We start from the raw sequence: 22428 nt of genomic DNA on the forward strand, positions 1-22428 counted from the left end.
CCGGTGTCGCTTGCGTACCCCTCCAGTCGCTCTTCGGACGCGACAGCAGCCGTTGCCAAGGCGCCGCCCGCCATCGTGCTCTATAGCTGAAGGGTGCGGTATGACAGCCGCTGGCTGACCGACCGCGGCCGCAGCGCGGTGCTCGACGAGGGCCGTGCTATTCACCGACCGAGCAGCCAGCGGCGGAACTCCTCTTCCAGGTGGCCCATCTCGGCGTCGTACTCAGGCGTGTGGACGAGGCCGCGGCGGCGCTCTGCGTCCCACGCCTGAAGCGGGCGGAACTGCTTGGGCAGCTTGCGGACGCGGCTGTACGGAGTGTCGGAGTCGGTCATCCGCGCATCGTGCTCTCGAAGCGGAGGCTGCGGAAGAGACGCCTGCGCCAGCGTCCCGGCAGGGAAACGACCTGCGACCTTCGCCGAACCGCTCACTGAGCGCCCCCTGCGGACGTGACCGGCGTGGTCCTTGAGGAGCGCACCGGCCCCGGCCGCCGAGGGTGCAACTGAGGTCCCAATCCGGGTTCTCCGTCCGGACGGCGGCGGCTCGGGATCCCCGGCTGCTCGACATCCACGGTGGCGCCTCCTGCGACCATCGATCCGAGGACGAACCCAACAGGGGCATCGGCCCCTTGTGGCCGACGGCGACGGAGTTCGGCATCCGCCCGACGGGACGATCGGCTCCGCGGCGCTGCGTTGCCTCAGCCCAGGAGGTCGACGCGCCTGGTGGGTCGTTCCCTGCGGCTGGCTGTTCACGGCGTCGGCGGCTGTGGGTCAGGGAGGATCCGGTTCTCGGGTGCGCAACTGAGGCCGTTGTCGGGGAGCATGTCGCGCTCCTCCCGCCACAGGCTGGGACGGGTCCTGACCCGCCCGGCGCGCCTCGGCGAACCGAGCGAGCCGTGCTTGACCGCAGCTGGCCGGCTGACCACAATTGTGGTCATGACGACGCAGTCGCTGGCGGCGGTCAAGGCGCACTTCAGCCAGGTGATCGACGAGGTCGCCAGCACGCACGAACGCGTCACCGTCACCAAGAACGGCAACCCGGTCGCGGTCATCCTCGCCGTCGAGGACTACGAGTCCCTGGTCGAGACCCTGGAGATCCTCTCCGATCCTCGAGCACGCTCGGACATCAGACAGGCCGAGGAGGCGATGGCCGCCGGTGAGGTCCACGGCGAGGCCGAGGTGCGGGCCGCACTCGCGGCCCGCCGGCGGTGACCGGCCCTCCTCGGTTCACCGTCGTCCTCTCGGCAGCGGCCAAGCGTGCCATCGAGCGCGACCTCCCCGAGCCGGTGGCTGTCGCGGTCGTCGACTTCCTCTTCGGGCCGCTGGCTGCGGACCCCTACCGCGTCGGGAAGCCACTGCGCTTCGATCTCGAGGGCTACTGGTCCGCGCGACGGGGCCGGTACCGCGTCATCTACTCGATCCACGACGACGAGGTCCTCGTCAGGGTCGTGCGCATCTCGCACCGCGCCGACGTCTACGGCTGACCGGTGCCTCCGCGCCGGCATGGCGTGGGCGGAAGCGCTGCGCTCCTCCTCGGACACAGCAGGGAGGCCCGCGGTCGGTGCCCCCTCGCGACGCCCGCACCAGACGGATGGATGGCGGCTCGACGACAGGACGAGGATCAGGACCGGGAGGGCACGGGACGGCATCCGGGCGATCTCCGGGCGCGGGAACTCGCCCGACAACCACCCGATCCCGCTCACGGGCGACCTGGCCTCTTGTCGCGCTGGACAGCGCTTCCGGGTTTCGCTCCCCGAAGATGCCGGGCGAGCCGATGCGCGTCCAGCCCAGCCGCGCCAGGCGTCCTACCAGCGAGGATGCCTGATCCGGCCGTCGGCGGAGGGGTAGCACAGCGCTGTTCCCCGGATGACCTGCCGCCGTGGCGATCCGGCTGGAGGACCTGCTGGCGTCCCTCCGGCGGCACCTGCGAGCCGCCGTCAAGGCGCCGCGGACCATCGAGCTCTACAGCCGGCCGGTGCGGTACTCCAGCCGAAGGTCCTGACCGGCTGCCGGGACCGAACACCACCTGGCTGCGTTGCGGTGTGGATGCCGACGCGACCGCCACAGGCCGGCTCCTCACTTCCGGCTCCCGGCAACCTCCGGGCCCGATGACGTGCCGGGGGCGTTCCTGCACGCCCCCAAGCCGCAGTCGTACGGTCGGTCACGGACCTGCTGCAGATCCGTCAGGAGGTCGATGCCGTCGCGTTGTGCTCGAGCGTCGGGCGGTACACCGCTCGACGGAGGGCTCGGCGGGCGACCCGGACGACCCGGACGACCTGCTCGGTGCTCCCGACGGGGACAGCAGCCCGGACGATGGGTCCGCCCGGGACCACGTCGGTGGAAGCCACGGCATCTCACAGGGCAACCGACGTGTCACATGGCGACGACGGCTCCTCCCCGCATGACACGGGGTTGCCCACAGTCCAGCGGAAGGGGCTACTCGCGTGGGGTCGGCGGCGATGCCGATGGGGGCCGGTAGTCGGGCGGGCGCGCACCGTGGCCGGGGCTCCGAGAACTCGACCGATCGCGCGGAGACCGCGTCCCCGGGAGTCCGTACGTGTCCGTCCTGACCCGGTCCACGGCTCGTGGCGTCCCCGGAGCCGGCCGGAGCCGGCGACGGACGGAGCTCGACGGCCTGCGCGCCATCGCGGTGACCCTGGTCGTGGCCTATCACGTCTCCAGCGGGAGGGTCTCCGGCGGCGTCGACGTCTTCCTGGTCCTCAGCGGCTTCTTCCTCGTCCAGGTGGTGAGCGGGCACATCCGCCGCGAGGGCCGTGTGCCGGTCCTGCGGGCGGTCACGCGGAGCCTGTCCCGGTTGCTGCCCACCGCCTTGCTCGTCCTCCTGGCGACCGTGGTCGCGAGCGTGTGGGTGGTTCCGCACAGCCGGTGGCGCGAGCTGGCGCTGCACCTGCTGTCCTCGGTGACCTTCACCGAGAACGCACGGCTGGTGGACGAGGCGGTCGACTACAGCGCGAGCAACGCCGCCGCCAGCCCCATGCAGCAGTTCTGGTCCCTGTCGATCCAGGTCCAGGTGCTGGTACTGGCACCGGTCGCCGTCGCGGCGGGAGCCGCCGTCCTCCGGTGGGCCGGCTGGGCCCACTTCGCCCGGCAGGCGGTCGTGGGTTCCGTGGCGCTGGTGACCGCGGCGTCGTTCGCCTGGTCGGTCGTGGCCACCGCCACCAACCAGCAGCAGGCGTACTTCTCCTCCCTGCCCCGGCTGTGGGAGCTGGGTGCCGGTGCCCTGGTGGCCCTGCTGCTGCGCGACGTCCGCCCGGGACCGCGCTCAGCAGCGGCGCTCGGCTGGAGCGGTGTGGTCGCGCTCGTCGCCTGCGGCGCCGTCCTCGACGGAGCTCACGAGTTCCCCGGTTGGCAGGCGGGGTGGCCGGTGCTGTGCGCCGTGGCCGTGCTCGTCGCCGCCGACCACGGAGGCCGGCTGGGGGTCCACCGGGTCCTCGGTGCTGCCCCGATGCGCTGGCTGGGCGCCCGCTCCTACCCCCTCTATCTGTGGCACTGGCCCGTGCTGGTCCTCTACCTGGTCCACACGCAGCGGGAGACCCCCTCGCCTCGGGGTGCGGCCGCCGTCGTCGTCCTGTCCCTCGGCCTCGCCGCGGTGACCCACCGGCTGGTCGAGCGGCCGGCCGGGGACCGGCTCCGGGCCCGTCCCCCGGTCGGCGCCCTGGCCCTCGTCGTGGTCGCGGCCCTGCCGCTGGCCGCGACGGGCGGGCTCGTGCTGACGTGGCTGGACCGGGAGGCCGCCCGCGTCGCGACGGCAGCAGACGATCCCGCATACCCGGGGGCGGCCGCGCTGGGCAGCCCCGTGGTCCACACCGGCGGCGCCGATGGCGTGGAGCCGCTCCCGTCGATGTCGGTGATCCGCGACGACTGGCCGCGGCTCCCCGGGGCGACGTGCCGGAGCGAGGACGAGCTCGGGTGGCAGCCCACGGGGACGGAGGTCTGCGTCCTCGGGTCCGACGACCGCCCGCGCCGCGTCGTCGTCGTCGGTGACTCACACGTCGCCCACTGGCTACCTCCGCTGGCCGCGATGGCCGAGACGCACTCGTGGCAGGTCGTGGGGATGGTGCGCGGCGGCTGCAACCTGTCGACGGAGTCCGAGTTCATCCAGGAGGGCTGGCCGGAGTACGAGGAGTGCGCGACCTGGCGTGCCCACCTGGTCGAGCGAATCGTGTCCCTGGAACCGGATCTCGTCGTCTCGCTCGGGACGCGGACCGGGTTCGGGCCGGGCGAGGAGTCCGTCCCGCCCGGGTTCCTGGCGGCCTGGGCTCAGTTGTCGGATGCCGGCCTGCGCGTGATCGCCCTGCGGGACAGCCCGCGGCACGTGCACGACGTCCCCGACTGCACGGCGCGGTGGGGTGACACGTCGGCGGCCTGCGAGGTGCCGCGCTCGTCGGTCTACACCGAGCCACTCCTCGCGGAGGTCGAGCCGTCGTTGCCCCCGCGGGTGAGCATCCTGGACACCAGTCCCTACTTCTGCACGGACACCACGTGCCCCGCGTTGATCGGCAACGTGCGGGTCTACATGGACAACGCGCACGTCACCGCCACCTACATGAGCACGGTGCGGGCGGTGGTGGAGGACGACCTCCTCGCCCTCGCGGACTGCGCGTTGGCGCCGTGCTGACCGGCTCCCGTCGCTCAGCCGGCCGGTCCCGCCGAGCCGGCCGGGTACTCCTGCAGCGGCACCTCGCCGGCGGCCCATGCCGCCAGGACCGGTTCGACGATCCGCCAGCTCTCCTCCGCCTCGACGTCACTGATGGACAACGTGGTGTCGCCCTCGAGCAGCTCGCGCAGCAGCAGTCCGTAGGCGGGCAGGTCGTGCGGCGCCATCCGCGCCGTGAGCACCTGCCGTTCTAGGTCGAACGGGTCGCCCGCTCCGTTGAGATTGACCTCCAGCGCGATGGCGTCGGGGGACAGCGAGAGCCGCAGCACGTCGGGCTCGGGCGCGGCGCCGAGGAACGGCAGGTGCGGCACCGGTCGGAAGCGGACGACGATCTCCTGCCGGCCGGCGCCCAGCGCCTTGCCGGTGCGCAACCGGAACGGGACGCCCGCCCACCGCCAGTTCTCCACCGTCAGCGTGAGCTCGGCGTAGGTCTCGGTCCCGCGGGCGGGGTCGACGCCGTCCTCGTCGACGTAGTCGGGCAGCGACCGGCCGTCCACCGTCCCCGCCGTGTACCGCCCCCGCACGCTGCCGGTCCGCACGTCGGCCGGCGGCCGGACAGCCCGCAGCACGTCGGCCTTGCGGGCGGGCAGCGAGGAGGCGTCCACGGCCAGCGGGGGCTCCATCGCGACGATCGCCAGCAGCTGCAGCAGGTGGTTCTGCAGCATGTCCCTCAGGGCGCCGGCCCGGTCGTAGTAGCCGGCCCGCCCCTCCAGCCCGAGGGTCTCGTCGGCCACGATGTCCACCCGCTCGACGTGCGTGGCGTTCCAGATCGGCTCGAAGACCCGGTTGGCGAACCGCAGGCCGAGGACGTTGAGCACGGTCTGCTTGGCGAGGAAGTGGTCGACCCGGAACACCGCCTCCTCCGGCAGCGACCGGTGCAGCAGCTCGTTGAGCGCCCGGGCGTCGGCCCGGTCGGTGCCGAAGGGCTTCTCGACGACCACGCGCGCGCCCTCGGGCAGCCCGACCTCGGCCAGCGCGGTCAGGGTGGGCCGGAACAGGGTGTGCGGCAGGGCCAGGTAGACCACCGGCTCGCCGTCCACCCCGGCCAGCGCGGCACGCAGGTCGGTGGCGTCGGTGACGTCCCCCTGCAGGTAGCGCAGGCGGCCGAGGAGGCGGTCGTGCGAGTCCGCCGGCAGGTCGCCGGCGTGCGCGACCAGCCGGTCGCGCGCCCAGCCGCGGTACGCGTCGTCGTCCCACTCCTCGCGGGCCACGGCGAGCAGCTGGCTGCCCTCGGGGAGGACGCCGCTGTCGTACAGCCGGGCCAGCGAGGGCAGCAGCAACCGGCCGGTGAGGTCCCCGGTACCGCCCAGGACGACGAACGAGCGGGTCACCGGGCGTCCCGCTGCTCGGCCTCGGCGCGGGCCAGCGTGACCCCGCTGGCGATCAGTCCCAGGTGGCTGAACGCCTGCGGGAAGTTGCCGAGGAACGCGCCGCTGCCCGGGTCGATCTCCTCGGACAGCAGGCCCAGGTGGTTGGTCCGGCCGCAGAGCGAGTCGAAGAGGTCGTGGGCCTCGTCCAGGCGTCCCTGACCGGTCAGGTTGTCGACGAGCCAGAAGCTGCAGAGGAGGAACGCGCCCTCCCCACCGGGCAGCCCGTCGTCGGACTCCTCGTGCCGGTAGCGGTAGAGCAGGCCGTCCCCGGCGTCGAGGTGCCGGCGCACCGCCTCGGTGGTCGCCACCATCCGCGGGTCGTCGACGGCCACCACGCCGCGCAGCGGGAGGGCGAGCAGAGAGGCGTCCAGCCCGCCGCGGCCACCCCCGTCGTCGTCGGCGAGCTGCTCGGTGAACGTCCCCCGGTCCGGGTCCCACGCCCGCTCGAGCACCGCGGTGCGGATGCGGTCGAGCTCCGTGCGCCACCGGTCGCGCGGGTGGTCCAGGCCCCGCGCCTCGGCGATCCGCAGCGCCCGCTCGACCGCGACGGCGCACATGGCGACCGAGTAGGTGAACGGCCGCCCCGAGCTGCGCACCTCCCAGATCCCGTGGTCGGGCGTCGTCCAGTTCTCGATCGCGGCCTCGGTCAGGTCGCACAGCACGCGCCACAGGTGGTCGTCGACCGGCCCGCCGGAGCCGACCCACCCCCAGGCGACGTCGAGCAGCTCGCCGTAGACGTCGTGCTGGGTCTGCCCGGCCGCGCCGTTGCCCCAGCGCACCGGCCCCGAGCCGCGATATCCCGACAGCACGGCGTCCTCCGTCTCGGGCGGCGGCTGCCCGCCGTCGAGGGCGTACATCAGGTGCGGCCGCCCGTCCCGCTCGACGTTGGTCAGGGTCCACGCCAGGAACGCACTCGACTCGGCGGGCATGCCGACCCTGCGCAGCGCATAGGTCGAGAAGGCGGCGTCGCGCACCCAGGTGTAGCGGTAGTCCCAGTTGCGCACGCCGCCGATCTCCTCGGGCAGCGACGACGTCGCCGCCGCCATGATCGCTCCGCTCGGCACGTGGTCGAGCGCCTTGAGCGCGAGCGCCGAGCGCAGCACCAGGCCGCGCTGGGGGCCCTCGTACTCCAGCTTCCCCGCCCAGGCCCGCCATGCCTGGGCGGTCTGGTGCACGAGCCGGGCGGGGTCGACGCGGTCCAGCAGGCGGGTGCTGCCCGACCAGTGCAGCGAGGCGGTCAGCCGCTCACCGGCGCGCAGCCGCGCGCGCGCCCCGATCGACCCGTCGGGGGCGACGTCGAGGTCGTGGGAACACCAGAGCACCACGACCAGGTCGGGACGAGCGGGCCAGTGGATGCGCCAGGCGCCGCTCTCGCGGGTGACGCGGACGTCGTCGCGCGGAGCCAGCCGCACCTCCAGCTCGGCCGAGCCGGAGACGACCCGCGCCACCCGCAGCAACTCGCTGCGGCCGGCCGGGACGAGCTCCTCGAGGTCGGCCCCCGACCGCAGCGTCATGCAGTCGGTGAGCTCCACGACTCCGTCGAGCCCCTCGAGCACGGTGACCAGCACGTTGCTCTCGTCCAGGTAGCGCTGACCACCCGCGCGCAGGCCGCGTGGCGCCAGGGTGAAGGTCCCGCCGCGGTCGGCGTCGAGCAGCCCGGCCAGGAACGGCGGGCTGTCGAACTCGGGCAGGCACAGCCACGGGATGGACCCGTCCCGGCCCACCAGCGCGCAGGTGGCGCCGTCACCGACGAGCCCGTGGTCCTCGATGGGCAGGAAGCCGTCGACGCGGGTCAACGGGTGGGTGGTTCCGGGCATCATGGTCCTCGGCTCGGGAGCGGACGGAGACGACGGGTACGACGCAGCGCTACCCGGCGCGGCCGGCGTCATCCGCCGGCCGCGCCGCCGGCTGCTCCCGCGTCCCGGGTCGCCGGCCGGCCCGCGCCGGCCCGGTCACCGACCGGTCCGGTGGACGGACCTGCCGGGTGCCTCCACCGCACGCCGCACGACCACCCCGACCACGGTGAGCCCCAGCACGGTCAGGACGACCGCCCAGAGCGCGAACTCCAGCAGCGCCCCCAGGACGCCGCCGGCGAGCGCCAGCAGCAGGACGAGCACGATCCACAGCACAACGACCTCCTCGTTGCCATCGGTCCACCTCCTGCCCGGTCCCGTCCGCACCGCACCGGTGCCGCCGGCCACAGCTGCGGATCCGGTCGTTGCCGGGTCCCGGCACGCCGGTGGGGACGCGCGGCCGGTCAGGCCCGGCCGTCGGGCGGCGCGGCCAGCAGCACCGGGCACCGTGCCCTCGCGGTGAGCGTCGACGCCGCGCTGCCGAGCACCGTCCGGGACAGTCCGCGTCCCCGCCGTCCCACGACGAGGAGGTCCACGCCCTCGGTCTCGGCCAGCTCGAGGAGAGCGGCGGCCGGCTGACCGGCCAGGATCTGCGTCTCCACGACCGCCCGGCCCTGCGGCAACCGGCGGCGGTACCGGGACAGCAGGTCGCGGGCGTGCGCGCGCTCGTCGTCGTGCGCCCCGTCGGCGGCGTCGGCGCTGACCACGGTCGCCAGCACGAGCCGCCCGGCGGCCGGCGCCACCAGCCGGGCGGCAGCCCGGACGGCCTCCTCCGACTCCGGCGACCCGTCGACCCCGATGAGGACGGCCGGCCGCCGTCCGGGGCCGGCCCCGCCGACGACCGGCTCCACCCGCCGGTCCAGCCGCCGGGACCCCCGGGCCGCGCGCTCGACGGCGATCGGCAGGACCAGCGGGCCGAGGACGCCCCCGAGGAGCAGCCAGCTCCCCTCGCGGTGACCACGCCGGTAGAGGAGGACGACCACGGCGCCCAGTCCGATCGCCACCCAGGGCACCAGCAGCAGCGCCCAGTACGGGGAGCTCACGTCCGCCCTCCCCGCCCCGTCGCGACCGCGGCACCGGGGGCGTGGGAGCACCGATCCGGTCAGACACGGCGGTCGCGCGGCAGCGCCCCCCGGCGCGCCGTCCACCGGTCGTAGGCCAGCAGCACGATCACCGCACCTATCACCGAGCCGATCAGGCCAGCGGGGCCGAAGCCCCGGTCGCGGAGCCCGCCGGTCAGTAGCCCCAGCAGGAGTCCACCGACGAGGGAGCCGGCCACCCCCAGGACCAGGGTGGCGAGCAGGCTCATGGAGTCCTTGCCCGGCACGACCAAGCGCGCCAGCAGGCCCGCGACCATACCGATGAGCAACAGCCAGAGCAGAGAGAGCACGGGTCCTCCAGGTGTCGTGGACGTCGTCGTATCGATGGGCGTGGCGCTGGACGTGGCGCTGGACGTGGCGCTGGACGGCGCCGGCCGGCGTCGGGTCGGTTCCGTGGCCGACCTGCCCGTGCGGTCAGCCCGGTACGGGCCCGCTCGGTGCCTGCCGCGGGGAGGGGATGTCCAGCGCCGTCAGCAGTCGTCTGACCACCGGCGAGGTCCGCCGGATGGTCACCTGTCCGTCCAGCAGTGGCGCCAGGCCGTGGCTGTCGGCGTAGTGGACTCGGCTCAGGTCGACCTCGGCAGCTGCGCGCTCGGACCGCCGGACCTGGTCGAGCACGGCCGAGAGGAGGGCGGCCCCACAGGTGTCGAGCGCGCCGGCCACCGTGACCACCGGCCGGGGACTGCAGTGGCTGACGAACGCCCTGAGTTCGGCCTCGTGGTCGGGCGCCGCGCTGGTCCCGTCGAGGTCGTCGTCCTGACCTCCGCGGGGAACGCCGGTCAGAACTCGACCGGAACGTGTCCGGTGTCGGTGTGGTTGCGTCCTCCCTCGCATGTGCCGGACGGTAGGCACCGGCCCGCACCGCCGGCGACGGTGACGCCGGGACGACATGGGCGCCCGGCGTTGCCGACTGCGGGCAAGTCGGCCGGTGATCACTCCTCCACGGGGTTCCCGCGGGTAGGTCAGCAGCCGTCTCCGGTGCGACGGCGGCCTGACCGACCGGACCGCGGCCTGTCGTACAGCGACGTCAGGTCCTGTTCCGAGGACGCGGCGACTGCTCCGCCACGCGTCACACAACTCCGGGGTGGACAGAGAGCTCGGGGAGGGCGGTACCGCCCCGACAGCCGGCGTGCGCTGTCGCGGCCGCGGACCTCGAGGCCGCACGGCCGCTGCAACGGCCCGCGGAGGCTCGCTCCTGGCGACCTCCGGCGTCCCCTCGTCCGACCTCCGCCTGCAGCGATGGAGAACCGGGAGGGCAGCGCAGCCGAGGCCGGCGAGCACGAGGAGACCTCCGCTGCCCGGGGCGGCGACCAGCCCCGTCACCGCGGACGTGGTCCCACCGAGGACGGCCCCCGAAGCCAGCACCCGCGAGCGGAGATGGGCGTCATCAGGGCCCCAGATCACCCAGCCGCACAGCCGCAGACCGTCGCCGTCCCCGCGGCCAGCCACCACAGCCGCTGGTCGCCGGCCACCCCACCGCGCGCGTCCCCCGCCCATCCACACGACCGGTTCCGCCGCCGACCGGTCGACGTGCGTCAGGTCGACCACCGGGGGAAGGCGTCCGCCCACGAGGAACGCTGGCGACGAAGAGGCCGCCCGACGTGCCGGATCCGCATCACGTGGCTCCGGCGGGCGACCTGCCCTGCCGCGCACCGCAGCGGCCACTGCTGCGCTCCACCGGCGGGCGGTCCCGGTCGGCACTGCGGGGCGCCGTCGTGGTGGAGCACGCAGTGACGCGCTGACCGACGACACCCGACCGGCCAGGACGGGCGTCCCGTGGTCGGACCGACAGGACGGCGTCCTGTGCCGGTCCCTGTCCTGGCAGCTCGCCCGGACAGGCACCTGACGTCGCCGGCGGTGGCGACCGGCCAGGGCCCGGGACTGCCCATCGTCCCGGCCCCACAGCGGTGAGCCGCGGGATCCACCCAGGACCCCGTCGGGCCGCACGGCTCGACACGGGCGTGAGCCCAGCGCCGTGCTCAGGGCACCGGACCATCCCGGGTGGTGTCCTGCGGCGCCCACGGAAACGGGCACACCGGTCCCGCGACCGCGGCTGGTTTCCCGCGCTCGGCAACGTCCTCCCTGTCTTCTTCGCCGACCGGCGTCCTCCCCGGCGTCACGTACCGGACCTAACGTCCGGGACAGCGCTCCAGGAGGGCAGAGCCCGACCCGGGTCGCCGTCGTCGGCACACGTCGACACGCGCTGCCCGACCTGGTCGGCGCCAGGTCGATGAACGCTGATCCCCCGCACCCCGGCCTCGTGCCCATGGCAGAACCGGAGACGATGTGAGCCGCGCCCCCGCCGACGAGCCGCTGTTCAGCAGCCCGGCCGGCTCTCCACGTGGCCCCGAGCCTGGGGGCGGCGGGGGGTCGGCCAGGGTGGCGCAGTCCCTCCGCCTGGCCGGGGGCATCGCCGCCGCCGAACGTGCTGGACTGGTCGCGCGGCTCAGCGCTCTGGACGACCAGCTGGCCCGGTACCCCGCCGAGGCGGTGGAACTGGAGCTCTCGGTTGAGGCCCGCGGGACGCGCGGCCAGCGCCTGACCCTCGAGTGCTCGATCTCCGGGATGGTCCGGATGGTGGCCGCGTCGGCCGAGTGGGATCTCCGCGCGGCGCTGATGCGTGTCCGGGAGGGCATGCGTCGCCAGCTCGACGACGCCGCGACTCGGCGCGAGCCCCGCAACGACCGCCACCTGCGTCGGTCGGTCCTCGACTCCGACGGATCCTCCCACCGGCGAGCCCTCGCGGGGCAGGGCGTGCTGCGCTGCCCGGTCGGGCCGTCGGGCTCCGCGGGCAGGCCGTCTCACCGGAGCTCCCGGTGAGGGCTGGCCGGGCTCCTGCCGTCCAGCGCTGCCTGGTGCGTCTGGCCGTCGGCGCGCTCGTCACGTCGTACGTGGCGGTGGCGATGCTCGGTGCCCTGTACACCCCCCTCGTGACCCTGCTGTTGCTCGCTCCCGTGCTCGGCGCGCTCGGCGCCGCGGTCGGGCGCTCGGTCCACCGGACGGTGTACCGCGACTTCCCGGAGACCTGGACGGGAGCCTGGCCCACGGCGGTCGCGGCCGCGCTGTTCGTGCCGTTCGCCGCCGGTGTGCACGCGCTCGGCGAGGCCGGGGGCCACCTGGTGATGGTCCTGGTGCTGCTGTTCAGCGTCCTGTCCACCGTCTGGGCGCACGGCCTGGAGATCCCGCATGCGCCGTCGCGCACGACGACCGAACCGCCGCGGCCGGCCACGCAACAGCCCGAGTGGCCGGACGGGTCGTCGTCCCACGAGCTGCTGCGGGCGCTGTCCGTCGACGACCTGATCGCCGAGTGGCGCAGCAGCGGCGAACAGTTGCACCCCTCCTCGGGCGCTCCTCGGCACACCGCCGTCCGCTGGCGGGAGGCACTGCTGGAGGAGCTCCGGCGCCGCGACCCACAGGGTTTCGACAACTGGGTGCTCGATGGCATGCGACGGGGCCCCGAGCACCACATCGCTGCCGACCCCGACGACGCGCCCGGGGACGGCCCCGACGTGCTCCCCGCCCGCTGACCGCCGACGCCCCTCCCGCGTTGCCGCCCCCCGGCAAGCGGGCGTCCGCGACCTCTGCCGGCACCCTCGCGGGGAGGCCGGGGTCTGCGGGAGCACCCGGGGAGTCGGGACGGTCCGGGCAGCCGTGGTGCGGCCCCCGGAGGAGGTGCCGTGAGCCCGGACGGGCGTCCCGGACGACCTGACCGTGTGACGCGCGAGAGGACGGCGACGGTGGGCCTGGCGCGAGGGGGCGGTGCTGCCCGCGCCGTGGCGTGCTCCCGGTCGGCGACGGGGGGGACGGCGTGATCCTCGTCCTCTCCCTGGCGGCCATGCTGCTCCTGGCCGCTGCGGCTCCCCCGGTGCACCGCAGGCTCGGACGTACCACCGGCTACGTGCTGGCCGCCGGGTTCGCGGGCGTCGGCGGTCTGCTGGCGACCCAGGTGCCGACCGTGCTCGACGGCGGAGCGGTGACCACCTCGTGGCAGTGGATGCCCTCCCTGCAGGTGTCGTTCTCCCTACGGCTCGACGGCCTGGCCGGGCTGTTCTGCCTGATCGTGCTGGGCGTCGGTGTCCTGGTCATGGCCTACTGCCCGCGGTACATGGGCGACAGCGGTCGCAACGGGGTCGTGTACGGACTCCTGACCCTCTTCGCCGGCACGATGCTCGGCCTGGTCCTCGCCGCTGACCTCGTGCTGCTGTACGTGTTCTGGGAGCTGACCACGATCTGCTCCTTCTTCCTCATCGCGACGGCGGGGCAGGTGGCGGTGCGGCCGGCGCGGCGGGCGCTGCTGGTCACGGCGGCCGGGGGGCTCGCGCTGCTCGTCGCGGTGGTGATGCTGTCGGTCGTCGTCGGGACCACGGACCTGGCCACCGTCCTCGCCGAGCGTGAGCGGGTGCTCGCCTCGCCGCTGGCCTGGCCGATCGGGGGGCTCATCGCCTTCGCGGCGTTCACGAAGTCCGCGCAGCTGCCCCTGCACTTCTGGCTGCCCGGCGCCATGGTCGCGATGACCCCGGTGAGCGCGTACCTGCACGCGGCCACCATGGTCAAGGCCGGGATCTACCTGCTCATGCGGACCACTCCGCTGTTCGCCGGCCAACCGGCCTGGTCGGCGCTGCTGATCACCGTCGGGCTCGCCTCCGCCGTCGGCGGTGCGTTCATGGCGCTCCGCGAGCACGACCTCAAGGCCATCCTGGCGCAGTCGACGGTGAGCCAGCTGGGCCTGCTGATCGCCGTCATCGGCGTCGGTACGCCCGTGGCGCTGGCCGCGGCGATGCTGCACACCTTCGCCCACGCGCTGTTCAAGGCGACGCTGTTCATGCTGGTCGGCGTCATCGACCGGGAGACCGGCAGCCGCGACATCCGCGAGCTGTCCGGCCTGCGCCGGGTCATGCCGGTCACCGCTACGGTCACCGCCCTCGCGGCCCTGTCCATGGCCGGCGTGCCGCCGATGCTCGGGTTCGTCAGCAAGGAGTACCTGTTCCAGGGCCTGCTGGAGGCGGACGTCACCTCCTGGTCCGGCGTCGTCGCCGGCGCGCTGGGCGTCACCGCCTCGGCCCTGACCTTCGCCTACGGCATGCGGATCGTGCACGGGGCCTTCGGCGGGCCGACCCGGCAGCCGGACCTCTACGAGCCGTCCGCGGCCTTCCTGGCGCCCGCCGCACTGGCCGCGCTGGCCGGGGTGGTGCTGGGTCCCGGCATCGACCTGCTGAACCCGATGGTGACCCGTGCCGCCGCGGACGTGGTGTACGCCGGGGCGGTACCGGAGTTCTCGTTCTGGCACGGGCTGAGTCCCGAGGTGGTCATGTCGGCGATCACCATCGCCGTCGGGACGGTGCTGTTCCTGCGACGGGACGCGGTCGACCGGGCGCTGCAGCGCGTGCGGCTGCCCGACGGCGGGGCTCTGTTCGACCGCACCCACGACGCGGTCCTTGCGCTCGGCACCGCCGTCGGCCGGCCCGACCGGTCCACCGACCTCACCGGGCACCTCGCGCGCCCGCTGATCGCCCTGGTCGTGCTGGGCGCCGTGGGGACCGTCGCGGTCGACGGGTTGCCGTCCCGCGGACCGACCGACCGGCTCCTCGACTGGCCGGTGCTGGCGCTGCTCGCCCTGGCCGTCCTCGGCACCGTCCTCACCCGGTCGCTGCTCGCCGCGGTGGGCCTCGTGGGCGTCGTCGGCCTGGTCGTGGCGGTGTGGTTCCTGCTGGCGGGCGCGGTGGACGTCGCCCTGACCCTGCTGCTGGTGGAGGTGCTGACCGCCGTGGTCGCCGTCCTCGTGCTCCGTCGCCTGCCCACGCGCCTGCGGCGGGCCGCTGCCCCGCGGAGGGCCGTCGCCGCGGCACTCGGGGTGGCGGTCGGCGTCGCGGCCGCGGTCGCCACGCTCGCCCTGACCGGACGCCGCGACCTGTCCGGGACCGGCGGCTACTTCCTCGACGCCGCCGAACCGGAGACGGGGGGCACGAACGTGGTCAACACGATCCTCGTGGACTTCCGCGGCATGGACACCCTCGGTGAGGCGATCGTCCTGGGCGCCGCCGCGGTCGGACTGCTCGTCCTGCTGGGCAGCGAACCGGGCGCGCCCCGGTCCGGCACGCCGCCGGCCGGGCCGACCCCGGCCCCACGGGCCGACGGCGGCCTCGTGCTGCAGGTCGCCGCCCAGGTCCTCGTCCCCGGGATGGCGGTGCTGTCGGCGTACCTGCTGTGGCGCGGCCACGACGAACCCGGCGGTGGTTTCATCGCCGCGCTGGTCGGGGGGATCGCCGTCGGGCTGCACCAGGTCGCCCACGCCTTCCCCGGGCTGCCGCGGTACCTGCGGCCCGCACCGCTCGTGGGGGCCGGCCTGCTGCTGGCACTCGGGACCGGCGCCGCGGCAGCGCTGCAGGGACGGCCCTTCCTCACCCCGTTCGACATCCCGGTGCTGGGGGCCGTCGGCATCGGCTCGCCCCTGCTGTTCGACCTGGGCGTCTACCTGCTGGTGTTGGCGCTGCTGGTGACCGCCTTCGACCGGCTCGGTGCCGACCCCGCCGGATCTGCCCCCGCCGGATCTGCCCCCGCGGCGGAGGACGCGGCACCGCCGGCACCGTCCGGACCGGCTGGGGCCCAGGTCCCGGACCACCGACCACCCGCGGGACGGGCGGCCGCCGCCGCGCCCCCGACCCGGAGGGGACCGCGGTGACCGCCGCGATCGCCGTGGGACTCCTCGTCGCCGGCGGCGTCTACCTGGTCCTCCAGCGGAACCTGATCCGGGTGGTCGTCGGGTTCGTCCTGCTCGGCCACGCGGTCAACGTGCTGGTCGTCTCGGCCGGGGGGATGGACCGGCGCGGACTGCCGCTGATCGGACAGGGCGACCCGGGCCAGGCCGCGGACCCACTGCCGCAGGCCTTCGTGCTGACCGCCATCGTCATCACCTTCGGCATCACCGTCCACCTGCTCGCCCTGGTGCAGGCAGGCGGTCCCGCCGACGACGAGGAGCGGCCCGACGAGGAGCGGCCCGACGAGGAGCGCGCGCCGTCCGGGCCCGAGCGGGGTCAGCGGTGAGCGGCGGGCTGCTCGCGCTCCCCGTCGTCGCCCCGCTCGCGGCCGCCGGCCTGCTGGTCCTGCTCGGCTCGAGGAGGGCCGGCACGTCCCCGTTCCTGCGGCGGGCCGTCGGCACGGTCGTCAGCTCCGGCGTCGTGGTCGTGGGCGCCGTCCTGCTGGTGGCCACCACGGACGGCCGGCGGCCGGTGCTGCGACTCGGCGACTGGCCGCCGGGGATCGCGATCACGCTGGTCGCCGACGTCCTCAGCGCCCTGCTGCTGACCGTCACCGCCGTCCTGGTCACCGCGTCCCTGGCCTTCGCGGCGGCGACGCGCGAGGACGAGGAGACGCCGTTCTTCGTGCCCGCGGCCCTGGTGCTGTCCGCGGGGGTCTACGGCGCGCTGCTGACCGCCGACCTGTTCAACCTCTTCGTCTTCGTCGAGGTGATGCTCGTCCCCAGCTACGTGCTGCTGGCCGCCGGGGGCGGCCGGCAGCGGCTGGCCGCGAGCCGGCTCTACGTGACGGTCAACCTGCTGGCCTCGACCGTCTTCCTGGCCGGGGTCGGGCTGGTGTACGGCGTGACCGGCACCGTCGACCTGGGCCGGCTGGCCGGGGTGGCCGCCGAGGTGCCCGCCGCCGCGGCCGCCGGTGCGGTGATCCTGCTGGCGATGGCGGTCAAGGCCGCCGTGGTGCCCCTGCACAGCTGGCTGCCCGGCACCTACTCGGTCACCGGGCCGGCGGTGACCGTGCTGTTCTCCGGCCTGCTCACCAAGGTGGGCCTCTACGCCCTGGTCCGCGTCTACGCCGTGGTCTTCGACGGCGACCCGCGGTTCCTGTGGCTGCTCCTGGCCGCCGCGCTGCTCACCATGGTCGTCGGCGTCCTCGGCGCCGTCGGTGAGAAGGCCGTGCGGCCGGTGCTCACCTTCCACATGGTCAGCCAGGTCGGCTACGTGCTGCTCGGCCTGGCCCTGTTCACGCAGGCCGGGCTGGCCGCGGCCGTCTTCTTCCTGGTCCAGTACGTGCTCGCGAAGGCGGCGCTGCTGATGGTCGCCGGAGCGGTCGAGGTGGGATACGGCACGGGTGGACTGGACCGGCTGGGCGGGCTGGCGCGCCGGGAGCCGGCACTGGCCGCGGCGTTCGCCGTCTCGGCGCTGGCGCTGGTCGGCATCCCGCCGCTGTCGGGGTTCGTGGCGAAGCTGGGGCTGACCACGGCCGCGGTGGCAGAGGAGCAGTACCTGGCCGCGGCCGCCGTGGTCGGGGTCAGCCTGCTGACGCTGACCTCGATGCTCAAAATGTGGAACGCGGCCTTCTGGCAGGCGGCCCCCGAGGAGGACCGGGACGACCAGGGCCGGCACGACGCGGACCCACGCGGGCCAGGCCCGCACGAGGACGCCGGAGGCACCGCCGCGACCGGGGTGCGCACCCGGCTGCGGCCGGCGCTGACGGTCCCCGCCCTGCTGCTGGCCGCGTCCGCCGTGGTGCTCGGCGTGTGGGCCGGGCCGCTGCTCGTGGCCGCCGACGCGGCCGCCGCGGGGCTGGTCGACACGGCGGTCTACGTGGCGGCGGTGACCGGACCGTGACGCCGTCGACCGCACCGCGTCGCGCACTGGCCCGGAGCCGGCGGATCGCCGCGTTCTCCGCCGCGTACCTGCTGCGGTTCCTGCGGGCCAACTACGAGGTGGCGCGGGAGGTCGTCACCCCCGGGAACGGTCTGGCACCGGCCGTCGTCGAGGTGCCGCTGCTCAGCGGCAGCCCGTTCGAGATCGCCTCCTTCACGAGCCTGGTCACGCTGACGCCCGGGACCATGGCGCTGGAGCTCAGCGACGACCGGTCCCGGCTGACCGTGCACGGGATGCACGTCGCGGACCCGGAGGCCTTCCGCGCCGACCTCCGCGAGCTGGAGGAACGGATGCTGCGCGCCTGGCGTCCGGTGACGTCCCGCCATGACGCCCACACGCACCACCCCACCCGGAGGAGGACCCCGTGATCCTGGTCGACGCCGCCCTCGTCGTGCTCGCCCTCGCCCTGGCGGTGGCGACGCTGCGGTTGGCGGTCGGTCCCACCGATGCCGACCGGGTGCTCGCGGTGGACTTCGGCTTCGCGGTGGTCCTCGCCGCCATCGCGCTGCTCGCCGTGCGCCTGGACGCGTCGGCCCTGCTGGACCTGGTCCTGGTCGGCACCCTGGTCGGCTTCCTGTCCACGGTGGCCCTCGCCCGCCTCGTGGCCGCGAGGTCGTCGTCGTGACGGCTCAGACGGTGCTCGGCGACGTCTTCGTCGCGCTCGGGGTCCTGCTCATCGGCGTCGGCGCGGTCGGCCTGCTCCGCCTGCCCGACGTCTACAACCGTGCCAACGCGGTCGCCAAGGCCGCGAGCCTGGGCCTGGTGTCGGTGCTGCTCGGCGTCGTGGTGCTCGCCCCCAACGCGACGGCGGTGGTGGTGCTCGTCGTCGCCATCGTCCTGCAGCTGTTCACCGTGCCCATCTCCGGCCACGAGATCGGCCGGGCCGCCCACCGGTCCGGCGCGCCGCTGGTGGCCGGCACCCGACAGGAGGGGACGGATGCCGGCGGGTCGTCCCCACCGTGAGTCGTCACCGGCTCCCGGCGGTCCCGTCCCGGCGGAGCCGCGGGCGCACTGCCGGCGGTGGGCGGGCTCCGGCGAGACGGTCGCCGAACGGCCACGGCCTGCCCCTCGGTCCACGCCGAACGGTCGGCACTCAGACGGTGCCGACGGGCCTCACACCGGCTGCGGGCACGGCTCCTGCAGGATGTCGAGGATCCGCCGGACCTGCGGAGAGGCACCGCTGATGGTCGCCCGCCCGTCGAGCACGGGAGCCAGTCCGTGACTGTCGGCGTAGTCCACGTCGGTGAGGTCCACCTCGGCGGGCGGACCCTGCGCCTCCCCGACGTGCTCGAGCATGGCGGACAGCAGCGCGGCGCCGGACACGTCGAGGGCGCCGCTCACGGTGATCAGCGGTCGGCGGCCCCGGCGGGTGATCTGCACGGTCAGCTCGGCCGGTCGGTCGAGGAGCGATCCGGCCGGCCGAGGCCGCAGCCCTCGCCGCTGGGAACCCGACCCGACCGACCACTCCGCCTGGACTCGCATGTCCCGGACGGTAGGGACCGGCTCCGCGGGAGGGCGACGGTCCGACCGGGACGACTCCCGGCCGGTGGACTGCCGTCTGCCGGCATCGACGCCGGTCGTCACTCGCTCACCAGCTGGCGCCGTGGCCAGCCGAGCAGCCGGGCACCGGTCACGGCGACCAGCAGGGTCAGGTGCTGTGACGGCCTGCCGGGGCTGTACCCGGTCAGCTCCTGCACCCGCTGCAGCCGGTAGGTGACGGCCCGGACGCTCAGGTGCAACCGACGAGCCGCCTCGGCGGCGTTGCTGCCGGCGGCGAAGTAGGCCTGCAACGTCTCGACCAACGGCTCGGCTCCCCCGCGGGCGGTGGTCAGGGGTTCGAGCACCGTCCGGACGAGGTCGGCCAAGGCCGCCTCGTCCCGCCCGAGGACGCGGTACACCAAGAGGTCGGCGGCGTGGACGACCCGGTGCGGCAGGCGGAGACGGGTAGCCGTCTCCAGCGCCTCCATGGCCTCCTGGAAGGAGCGCTGCACTCCCCGCGGGCCGGCGTAGGGACGGCCGATCCCCGACCGCCAGCGCCCCTGCTGCACCGAGGCGGACATGGCCCGCCCGGCCAGGTCGGCCACCTGGTCCCCGACGTCGCCGGCTCTGTCGCCACCCGGCGCGGAGGACACGACGCACACCAGCCGACCGTCCTTGGCCTCGACGAGGAGGCCCCTGGTGGCGAAACGGGCGCGGAGGGCCTCCTCCACGGATCCGCGGACAGCGCTGCCCGAGTCGATGGGCTGCCCGTCCTCCACCACGACCACGAGGTGACCGCCGCTCAGCTGCAGCCCGAACAGTTCCGCGCGCTCGATCAGCGGACCGATCGGGGACCGACCGGTCAGCAGATCGTCGACGAACTCGCGCCGGAACTCCTCCTCGCGGCGGACCACGAGCCGTTGGGCCTCGACGTAGCCGGCGGTCAGCGCGGCCAGCGCGGCATCCGCGGCCCGCCACACCGCCTCCCCCACACCCACGAGTTCCGTCGGACGCAGCGGGCGCTCCCGCACCGCGGTCAGCAGCTCGGGCAGCCGGGACCACAACCGGCGCGACGCGTGCATGTGGACCGCGACGAGCGCGGGGAGGCCCACGCCCATCGCCACCGCCTGACCCCCCAGGCGGCGGCAAGTGGCCTCCTGCTCGGCGCTGAGTCCGCGCCCGGTCCGCGCCACCGTCAGCAGGGCGTGGGGATAGCCGTCCAGTAGCTCGACGGGGACGCCGCTGCGCGCGCTGGCGGCCTCCGCCAGCTCGGACAGCACCCCGGTGACCTCCCCGCCGCTGCCACGCCCCGTGCGCACGGCCGGCTCGTTCGTGATGGTGGTCATGGCTCGATCAGTCCCGTTCTGATGGCGTAGCGGGTGAGCTGCGTGCGATCTCGCATGCCGAGCTTCTGCAGCACGTTGGCCCGGTGCCGCTCGACCGTCTTGACGCTGATGACCAGGAGCGCGGCGATCTGCCTCGACGAGCAGCCCTCGGCGATGAGCTTGACGACCTCGGACTCCCGGCCGGTCAGGACGCTGTCGGGGAGGCGCTCCCCGCGAGCGGCCCGTTGGACGTACTCCCGCATGAGAGAGGTGTACGCGTCCGGGTAGATGAACGGCTCGTCCCGCACTGCGGCCCGGCAGGCCGCGACCAGGTCACGATCGGCGACGGACTTCAGGACGTACCCGGACGCCCCGGCCCTGAGCGCCTCGAAGAAGTACTGGTCGTTGTCGTACATCGACAACATGAGGATGCGCAGCCCCGGCGACCTCCTGGACATCTCGCGGGCCGCCTGCAGGCCGGTCAACCGGGGCATGGCGACGTCGAGGACGGCCAGGTCGACGTCCACGTCACGTGCGCGAGCGACCGCCTCGGCCCCGTCAGCTGCCTCCGCCACGACCCGGAAGTCGGGCTCCCGGTCGAGGATCAGGCGGACACCGCGACGGACGAGCGCGTGGTCGTCCGCGAGGAGGATCCGCGTCGGCTGGCCGTTCCTCATGACCCGTCCTCTCGTGGGTGCAGCGGGATGCGCAGGCGGACGTCCGTTCCTCCGGACTCGTGGGGACCGACGGTCAGGGTCGCCCCGACGAGGAGGGCCCGTTCCCGCATCCCCCGCACACCGGCTCCCTCCTCGCTGCCGTCCACTCCCCGCCCGTCGTCCAGGACCCGCAGCACCACTGCATCCCCCGAAGAGGTCTCGGTGAGCTCGACCAGGACCCGGCGGGCACTCGCGTGCCTGGCGGCGTTCGTCAGTGCTTCCTGTGCTACCCGGTAGACGACGAGCTCGGTCTGTGGATCGAGAGGAGGGAGTGAGGTGCTGAAGCGACGCTGCACATCCGCGCCGGTGAGCCAGGCGTGCTCGTTGACCAGAGAGGTCAGAGCGCTGCACAGTCCCAGGTCGTCCAACACGCCGGGGCGGAGTCGGCGGACCACCTGGCGTACCTCGTCCAGGCTGCTGCGGGCCGCCTCCTGCACCATGACCACCTCCTCGGCGAGAGCGGGGGGAGCCCGGTCCGCCACCCCACGCAACCCGAGGAGCACGGCGGTCAGGCTCTGCCCGACCTCGTCGTGCAGCTCCCGGGCCACGCGACGCCGCTCCCCCTCCTGGGCCGCGAGCGCGCGACCGGTGCTCAGGGCACGCTCGGCCTCCAGCCGGGCGAGCATCGCGTTGAAGGTGCGGATGACGTCGGCGACCGCGCCGTTGCCCTGCTCGGGGAGGCGCTGCCCGGGTTGGAGGAGGTCGACGTCCTCCATCAGGCTCCGCAGGCGGTCGAGTGGCCCCAGGACGGCGCGCAGCAGCACCGCGTTCGCGACCAGGATCACCGCCAGCCCCACGAGGAGCACGAGGAACTCCCCCAGTGCGACCGGGGAGGACACCGTGGCCGGGGACACGGCCAGGACAGCCACCCCCGCCGCGAAGACCGCGGCGTTGACCAGGCAGACCCGCCAGAACAGCGAACCACCGATCCGCTGCAGCCAACGACTACGGTCTCCCATCACCCACTCCGCCCGGTCGGGATCGGCACGTCCCCGACGAACACGAGCCTGATCCACGGCCGACGGCCGGTCCAGCGAACCGCGTCAAGATGGGGCCGGGACCCCATCCGGCCGGCTCACCTGCGACCGCGGGGCATGCGGGCCCGATGTCGAGCGCCCTGCGGTCCCACCGTGCCCGTACACGGTGTCTGGCCCGGTCACGGGCGCGACACCGTGGCTCTGGAGGGGCCGGCTGCAGGGATCCGGCAACGCGGAGGTGCACACGTCGTCCCGCCGCGGGCGTACCCCCGTGCCGGGATCGTCCCTACCGTCC

The 22428-nt window shown here is 74.3% G+C and carries 23 protein-coding genes; 12 read left to right on the forward strand and 11 right to left on the reverse strand.

Going from position 1 to position 22428, the window contains the following annotated elements; genetic code table 11:
- Positions 1 to 161: 161 nt before the first annotated feature.
- Entirely contained in the window at positions 162 to 332 is a 171-nt protein-coding gene (locus BM165_RS24910; RefSeq protein WP_177225242.1) for a hypothetical protein, read from the reverse strand.
- 600 nt (positions 333 to 932) lie between these two features.
- On the opposite strand from BM165_RS24910, the gene BM165_RS18220 reads away from it, so the two are divergent.
- From BM165_RS18220 to BM165_RS18230, 4 genes are all read left to right on the forward strand, one after another.
- Positions 933 to 1208 carry a type II toxin-antitoxin system Phd/YefM family antitoxin gene (locus tag BM165_RS18220; protein WP_075015001.1) on the forward strand — a complete coding sequence of 92 codons (276 nt, stop codon included), beginning with the start codon at positions 933 to 935 and terminating at the stop codon, positions 1206 to 1208.
- Positions 1205 to 1480 (forward strand): type II toxin-antitoxin system RelE family toxin, encoded by a 276-nt coding sequence (locus tag BM165_RS18225; protein WP_075014972.1) that lies wholly within the window; start codon positions 1205 to 1207, stop codon positions 1478 to 1480. Before BM165_RS18220 ends, BM165_RS18225 begins: the two co-directional genes overlap by 4 nt.
- Before the next feature lie 395 nt (positions 1481 to 1875).
- Complete coding sequence (locus BM165_RS26130) at positions 1876 to 1998, forward strand: hypothetical protein (RefSeq protein WP_280140734.1); 123 nt, start codon at positions 1876 to 1878, stop codon at positions 1996 to 1998.
- Positions 1999 to 2553: 555 nt separating this feature from the next.
- The gene (locus tag BM165_RS18230; RefSeq protein ID WP_075014973.1) at positions 2554 to 4635 is read left to right on the forward strand and encodes an acyltransferase family protein; all 2082 of its coding nucleotides are present in this window, start codon (positions 2554 to 2556) and stop codon (positions 4633 to 4635) included.
- Positions 4636 to 4649: 14 nt separating this feature from the next.
- On the opposite strand, the gene BM165_RS18235 is transcribed toward BM165_RS18230, so the two are convergent.
- The 6 genes from BM165_RS18235 to BM165_RS18255 form a co-directional block, all read right to left on the reverse strand.
- The gene (locus BM165_RS18235) at positions 4650 to 6005 is read right to left on the reverse strand and encodes a glucose-6-phosphate dehydrogenase (protein WP_075014974.1); all 1356 of its coding nucleotides are present in this window, start codon (positions 6003 to 6005) and stop codon (positions 4650 to 4652) included.
- The gene (locus tag BM165_RS18240) at positions 6002 to 7861 is read right to left on the reverse strand and encodes a glycoside hydrolase family 15 protein (protein WP_075014975.1); all 1860 of its coding nucleotides are present in this window, start codon (positions 7859 to 7861) and stop codon (positions 6002 to 6004) included. Before BM165_RS18240 ends, BM165_RS18235 begins: the two co-directional genes overlap by 4 nt.
- Before the next feature lie 135 nt (positions 7862 to 7996).
- Entirely contained in the window at positions 7997 to 8173 is a 177-nt protein-coding gene (locus BM165_RS24915) for a hypothetical protein (RefSeq protein ID WP_177225243.1), read from the reverse strand.
- A 128-nt stretch (positions 8174 to 8301) separates the two neighbouring features.
- Positions 8302 to 8940 carry a universal stress protein gene (locus BM165_RS18245; RefSeq protein ID WP_075014976.1) on the reverse strand — a complete coding sequence of 213 codons (639 nt, stop codon included), beginning with the start codon at positions 8938 to 8940 and terminating at the stop codon, positions 8302 to 8304.
- Between the two features lie 59 nt (positions 8941 to 8999).
- Positions 9000 to 9287 carry a GlsB/YeaQ/YmgE family stress response membrane protein gene (locus BM165_RS18250; protein ID WP_208976800.1) on the reverse strand — a complete coding sequence of 96 codons (288 nt, stop codon included), beginning with the start codon at positions 9285 to 9287 and terminating at the stop codon, positions 9000 to 9002.
- A gap of 124 nt (positions 9288 to 9411) precedes the next feature.
- Positions 9412 to 9669, reverse strand: a complete 258-nt coding sequence (locus BM165_RS18255) for an STAS domain-containing protein (protein ID WP_143108222.1) — start codon at positions 9667 to 9669, stop codon at positions 9412 to 9414.
- A gap of 1707 nt (positions 9670 to 11376) precedes the next feature.
- On the opposite strand from BM165_RS18255, the gene BM165_RS18260 reads away from it, so the two are divergent.
- The 8 genes from BM165_RS18260 (at position 11377) to mnhG (ending at position 18599) form a co-directional block, all read left to right on the forward strand.
- Complete coding sequence (locus tag BM165_RS18260) at positions 11377 to 11817, forward strand: hypothetical protein (protein ID WP_208976801.1); 441 nt, start codon at positions 11377 to 11379, stop codon at positions 11815 to 11817.
- Positions 11818 to 11852: 35 nt separating this feature from the next.
- The gene (locus BM165_RS18265; RefSeq protein WP_075014979.1) at positions 11853 to 12524 is read left to right on the forward strand and encodes a hypothetical protein; all 672 of its coding nucleotides are present in this window, start codon (positions 11853 to 11855) and stop codon (positions 12522 to 12524) included.
- A 281-nt stretch (positions 12525 to 12805) separates the two neighbouring features.
- Positions 12806 to 15676: a hydrogen gas-evolving membrane-bound hydrogenase subunit E gene (mbhE, locus tag BM165_RS18270; protein WP_075015087.1), complete on the forward strand. Its 2871-nt coding sequence runs from the start codon at positions 12806 to 12808 to the stop codon at positions 15674 to 15676.
- A complete protein-coding gene (locus BM165_RS18275) occupies positions 15673 to 16038 on the forward strand; it encodes a sodium:proton antiporter (protein WP_075014980.1) in 366 nt (121 codons plus the stop codon). The genes mbhE and BM165_RS18275 overlap by 4 nt, the downstream gene beginning before the upstream one ends.
- Entirely contained in the window at positions 16035 to 17597 is a 1563-nt protein-coding gene (locus BM165_RS18280) for a monovalent cation/H+ antiporter subunit D family protein (protein WP_075014981.1), read from the forward strand. The genes BM165_RS18275 and BM165_RS18280 overlap by 4 nt, the downstream gene beginning before the upstream one ends.
- Positions 17594 to 18004 carry a Na+/H+ antiporter subunit E gene (locus BM165_RS18285; protein ID WP_075014982.1) on the forward strand — a complete coding sequence of 137 codons (411 nt, stop codon included), beginning with the start codon at positions 17594 to 17596 and terminating at the stop codon, positions 18002 to 18004. Before BM165_RS18280 ends, BM165_RS18285 begins: the two co-directional genes overlap by 4 nt.
- Positions 18001 to 18261 (forward strand): MrpF/PhaF family protein, encoded by a 261-nt coding sequence (locus BM165_RS18290; protein ID WP_075014983.1) that lies wholly within the window; start codon positions 18001 to 18003, stop codon positions 18259 to 18261. The genes BM165_RS18285 and BM165_RS18290 overlap by 4 nt, the downstream gene beginning before the upstream one ends.
- A complete protein-coding gene (mnhG, locus tag BM165_RS18295) occupies positions 18258 to 18599 on the forward strand; it encodes a monovalent cation/H(+) antiporter subunit G (protein WP_075014984.1) in 342 nt (113 codons plus the stop codon). The genes BM165_RS18290 and mnhG overlap by 4 nt, the downstream gene beginning before the upstream one ends.
- A 150-nt stretch (positions 18600 to 18749) precedes the next feature.
- Here mnhG and BM165_RS18300 read toward each other — a convergent pair whose 3' ends face one another.
- The 4 genes from BM165_RS18300 to BM165_RS18315 all read right to left on the reverse strand — a co-directional run bounded on the left by BM165_RS18300 (position 18750) and on the right by BM165_RS18315 (position 22115).
- Positions 18750 to 19118 (reverse strand): STAS domain-containing protein, encoded by a 369-nt coding sequence (locus tag BM165_RS18300; protein WP_143108223.1) that lies wholly within the window; start codon positions 19116 to 19118, stop codon positions 18750 to 18752.
- A 98-nt stretch (positions 19119 to 19216) separates the two neighbouring features.
- Positions 19217 to 20461 carry a PucR family transcriptional regulator gene (locus BM165_RS18305; RefSeq protein WP_083427484.1) on the reverse strand — a complete coding sequence of 415 codons (1245 nt, stop codon included), beginning with the start codon at positions 20459 to 20461 and terminating at the stop codon, positions 19217 to 19219.
- Positions 20458 to 21117 carry a response regulator gene (locus tag BM165_RS18310; protein WP_075014986.1) on the reverse strand — a complete coding sequence of 220 codons (660 nt, stop codon included), beginning with the start codon at positions 21115 to 21117 and terminating at the stop codon, positions 20458 to 20460. The genes BM165_RS18305 and BM165_RS18310 overlap by 4 nt, the downstream gene beginning before the upstream one ends.
- Positions 21114 to 22115: a HAMP domain-containing sensor histidine kinase gene (locus BM165_RS18315; RefSeq protein ID WP_075015089.1), complete on the reverse strand. Its 1002-nt coding sequence runs from the start codon at positions 22113 to 22115 to the stop codon at positions 21114 to 21116. The genes BM165_RS18310 and BM165_RS18315 overlap by 4 nt, the downstream gene beginning before the upstream one ends.
- Positions 22116 to 22428 lie beyond the last annotated feature (313 nt).

The organism is Geodermatophilus obscurus, assembly GCF_900115395.1.
Classification (GTDB): Bacteria; Actinomycetota; Actinomycetes; order Mycobacteriales; family Geodermatophilaceae; genus Geodermatophilus; species Geodermatophilus obscurus_B.

Bases quoted from the DNA above. Each gene is read 5' to 3' on its own strand.
- BM165_RS18315 (WP_075015089.1), bottom strand. From the start codon at position 22,115: ATGGGAGACCGTAGTCGTTGGCTGCAGCGGATCGGTGGTTCGCTGTTC.
- BM165_RS18310 (WP_075014986.1), bottom strand. From the start codon at position 21,117: ATGAGGAACGGCCAGCCGACGCGGATCCTCCTCGCGGACGACCACGCG.
- BM165_RS18305 (WP_083427484.1), bottom strand. From the start codon at position 20,461: ATGACCACCATCACGAACGAGCCGGCCGTGCGCACGGGGCGTGGCAGC.
- BM165_RS18240 (WP_075014975.1), bottom strand. From the start codon at position 7,861: ATGCCCGGAACCACCCACCCGTTGACCCGCGTCGACGGCTTCCTGCCC.
- BM165_RS24910 (WP_177225242.1), bottom strand. From the start codon at position 332: ATGACCGACTCCGACACTCCGTACAGCCGCGTCCGCAAGCTGCCCAAG.
- BM165_RS18300 (WP_143108223.1), bottom strand. From the start codon at position 19,118: ATGCGAGTCCAGGCGGAGTGGTCGGTCGGGTCGGGTTCCCAGCGGCGA.
- BM165_RS18220 (WP_075015001.1), top strand. From the start codon at position 933: ATGACGACGCAGTCGCTGGCGGCGGTCAAGGCGCACTTCAGCCAGGTG.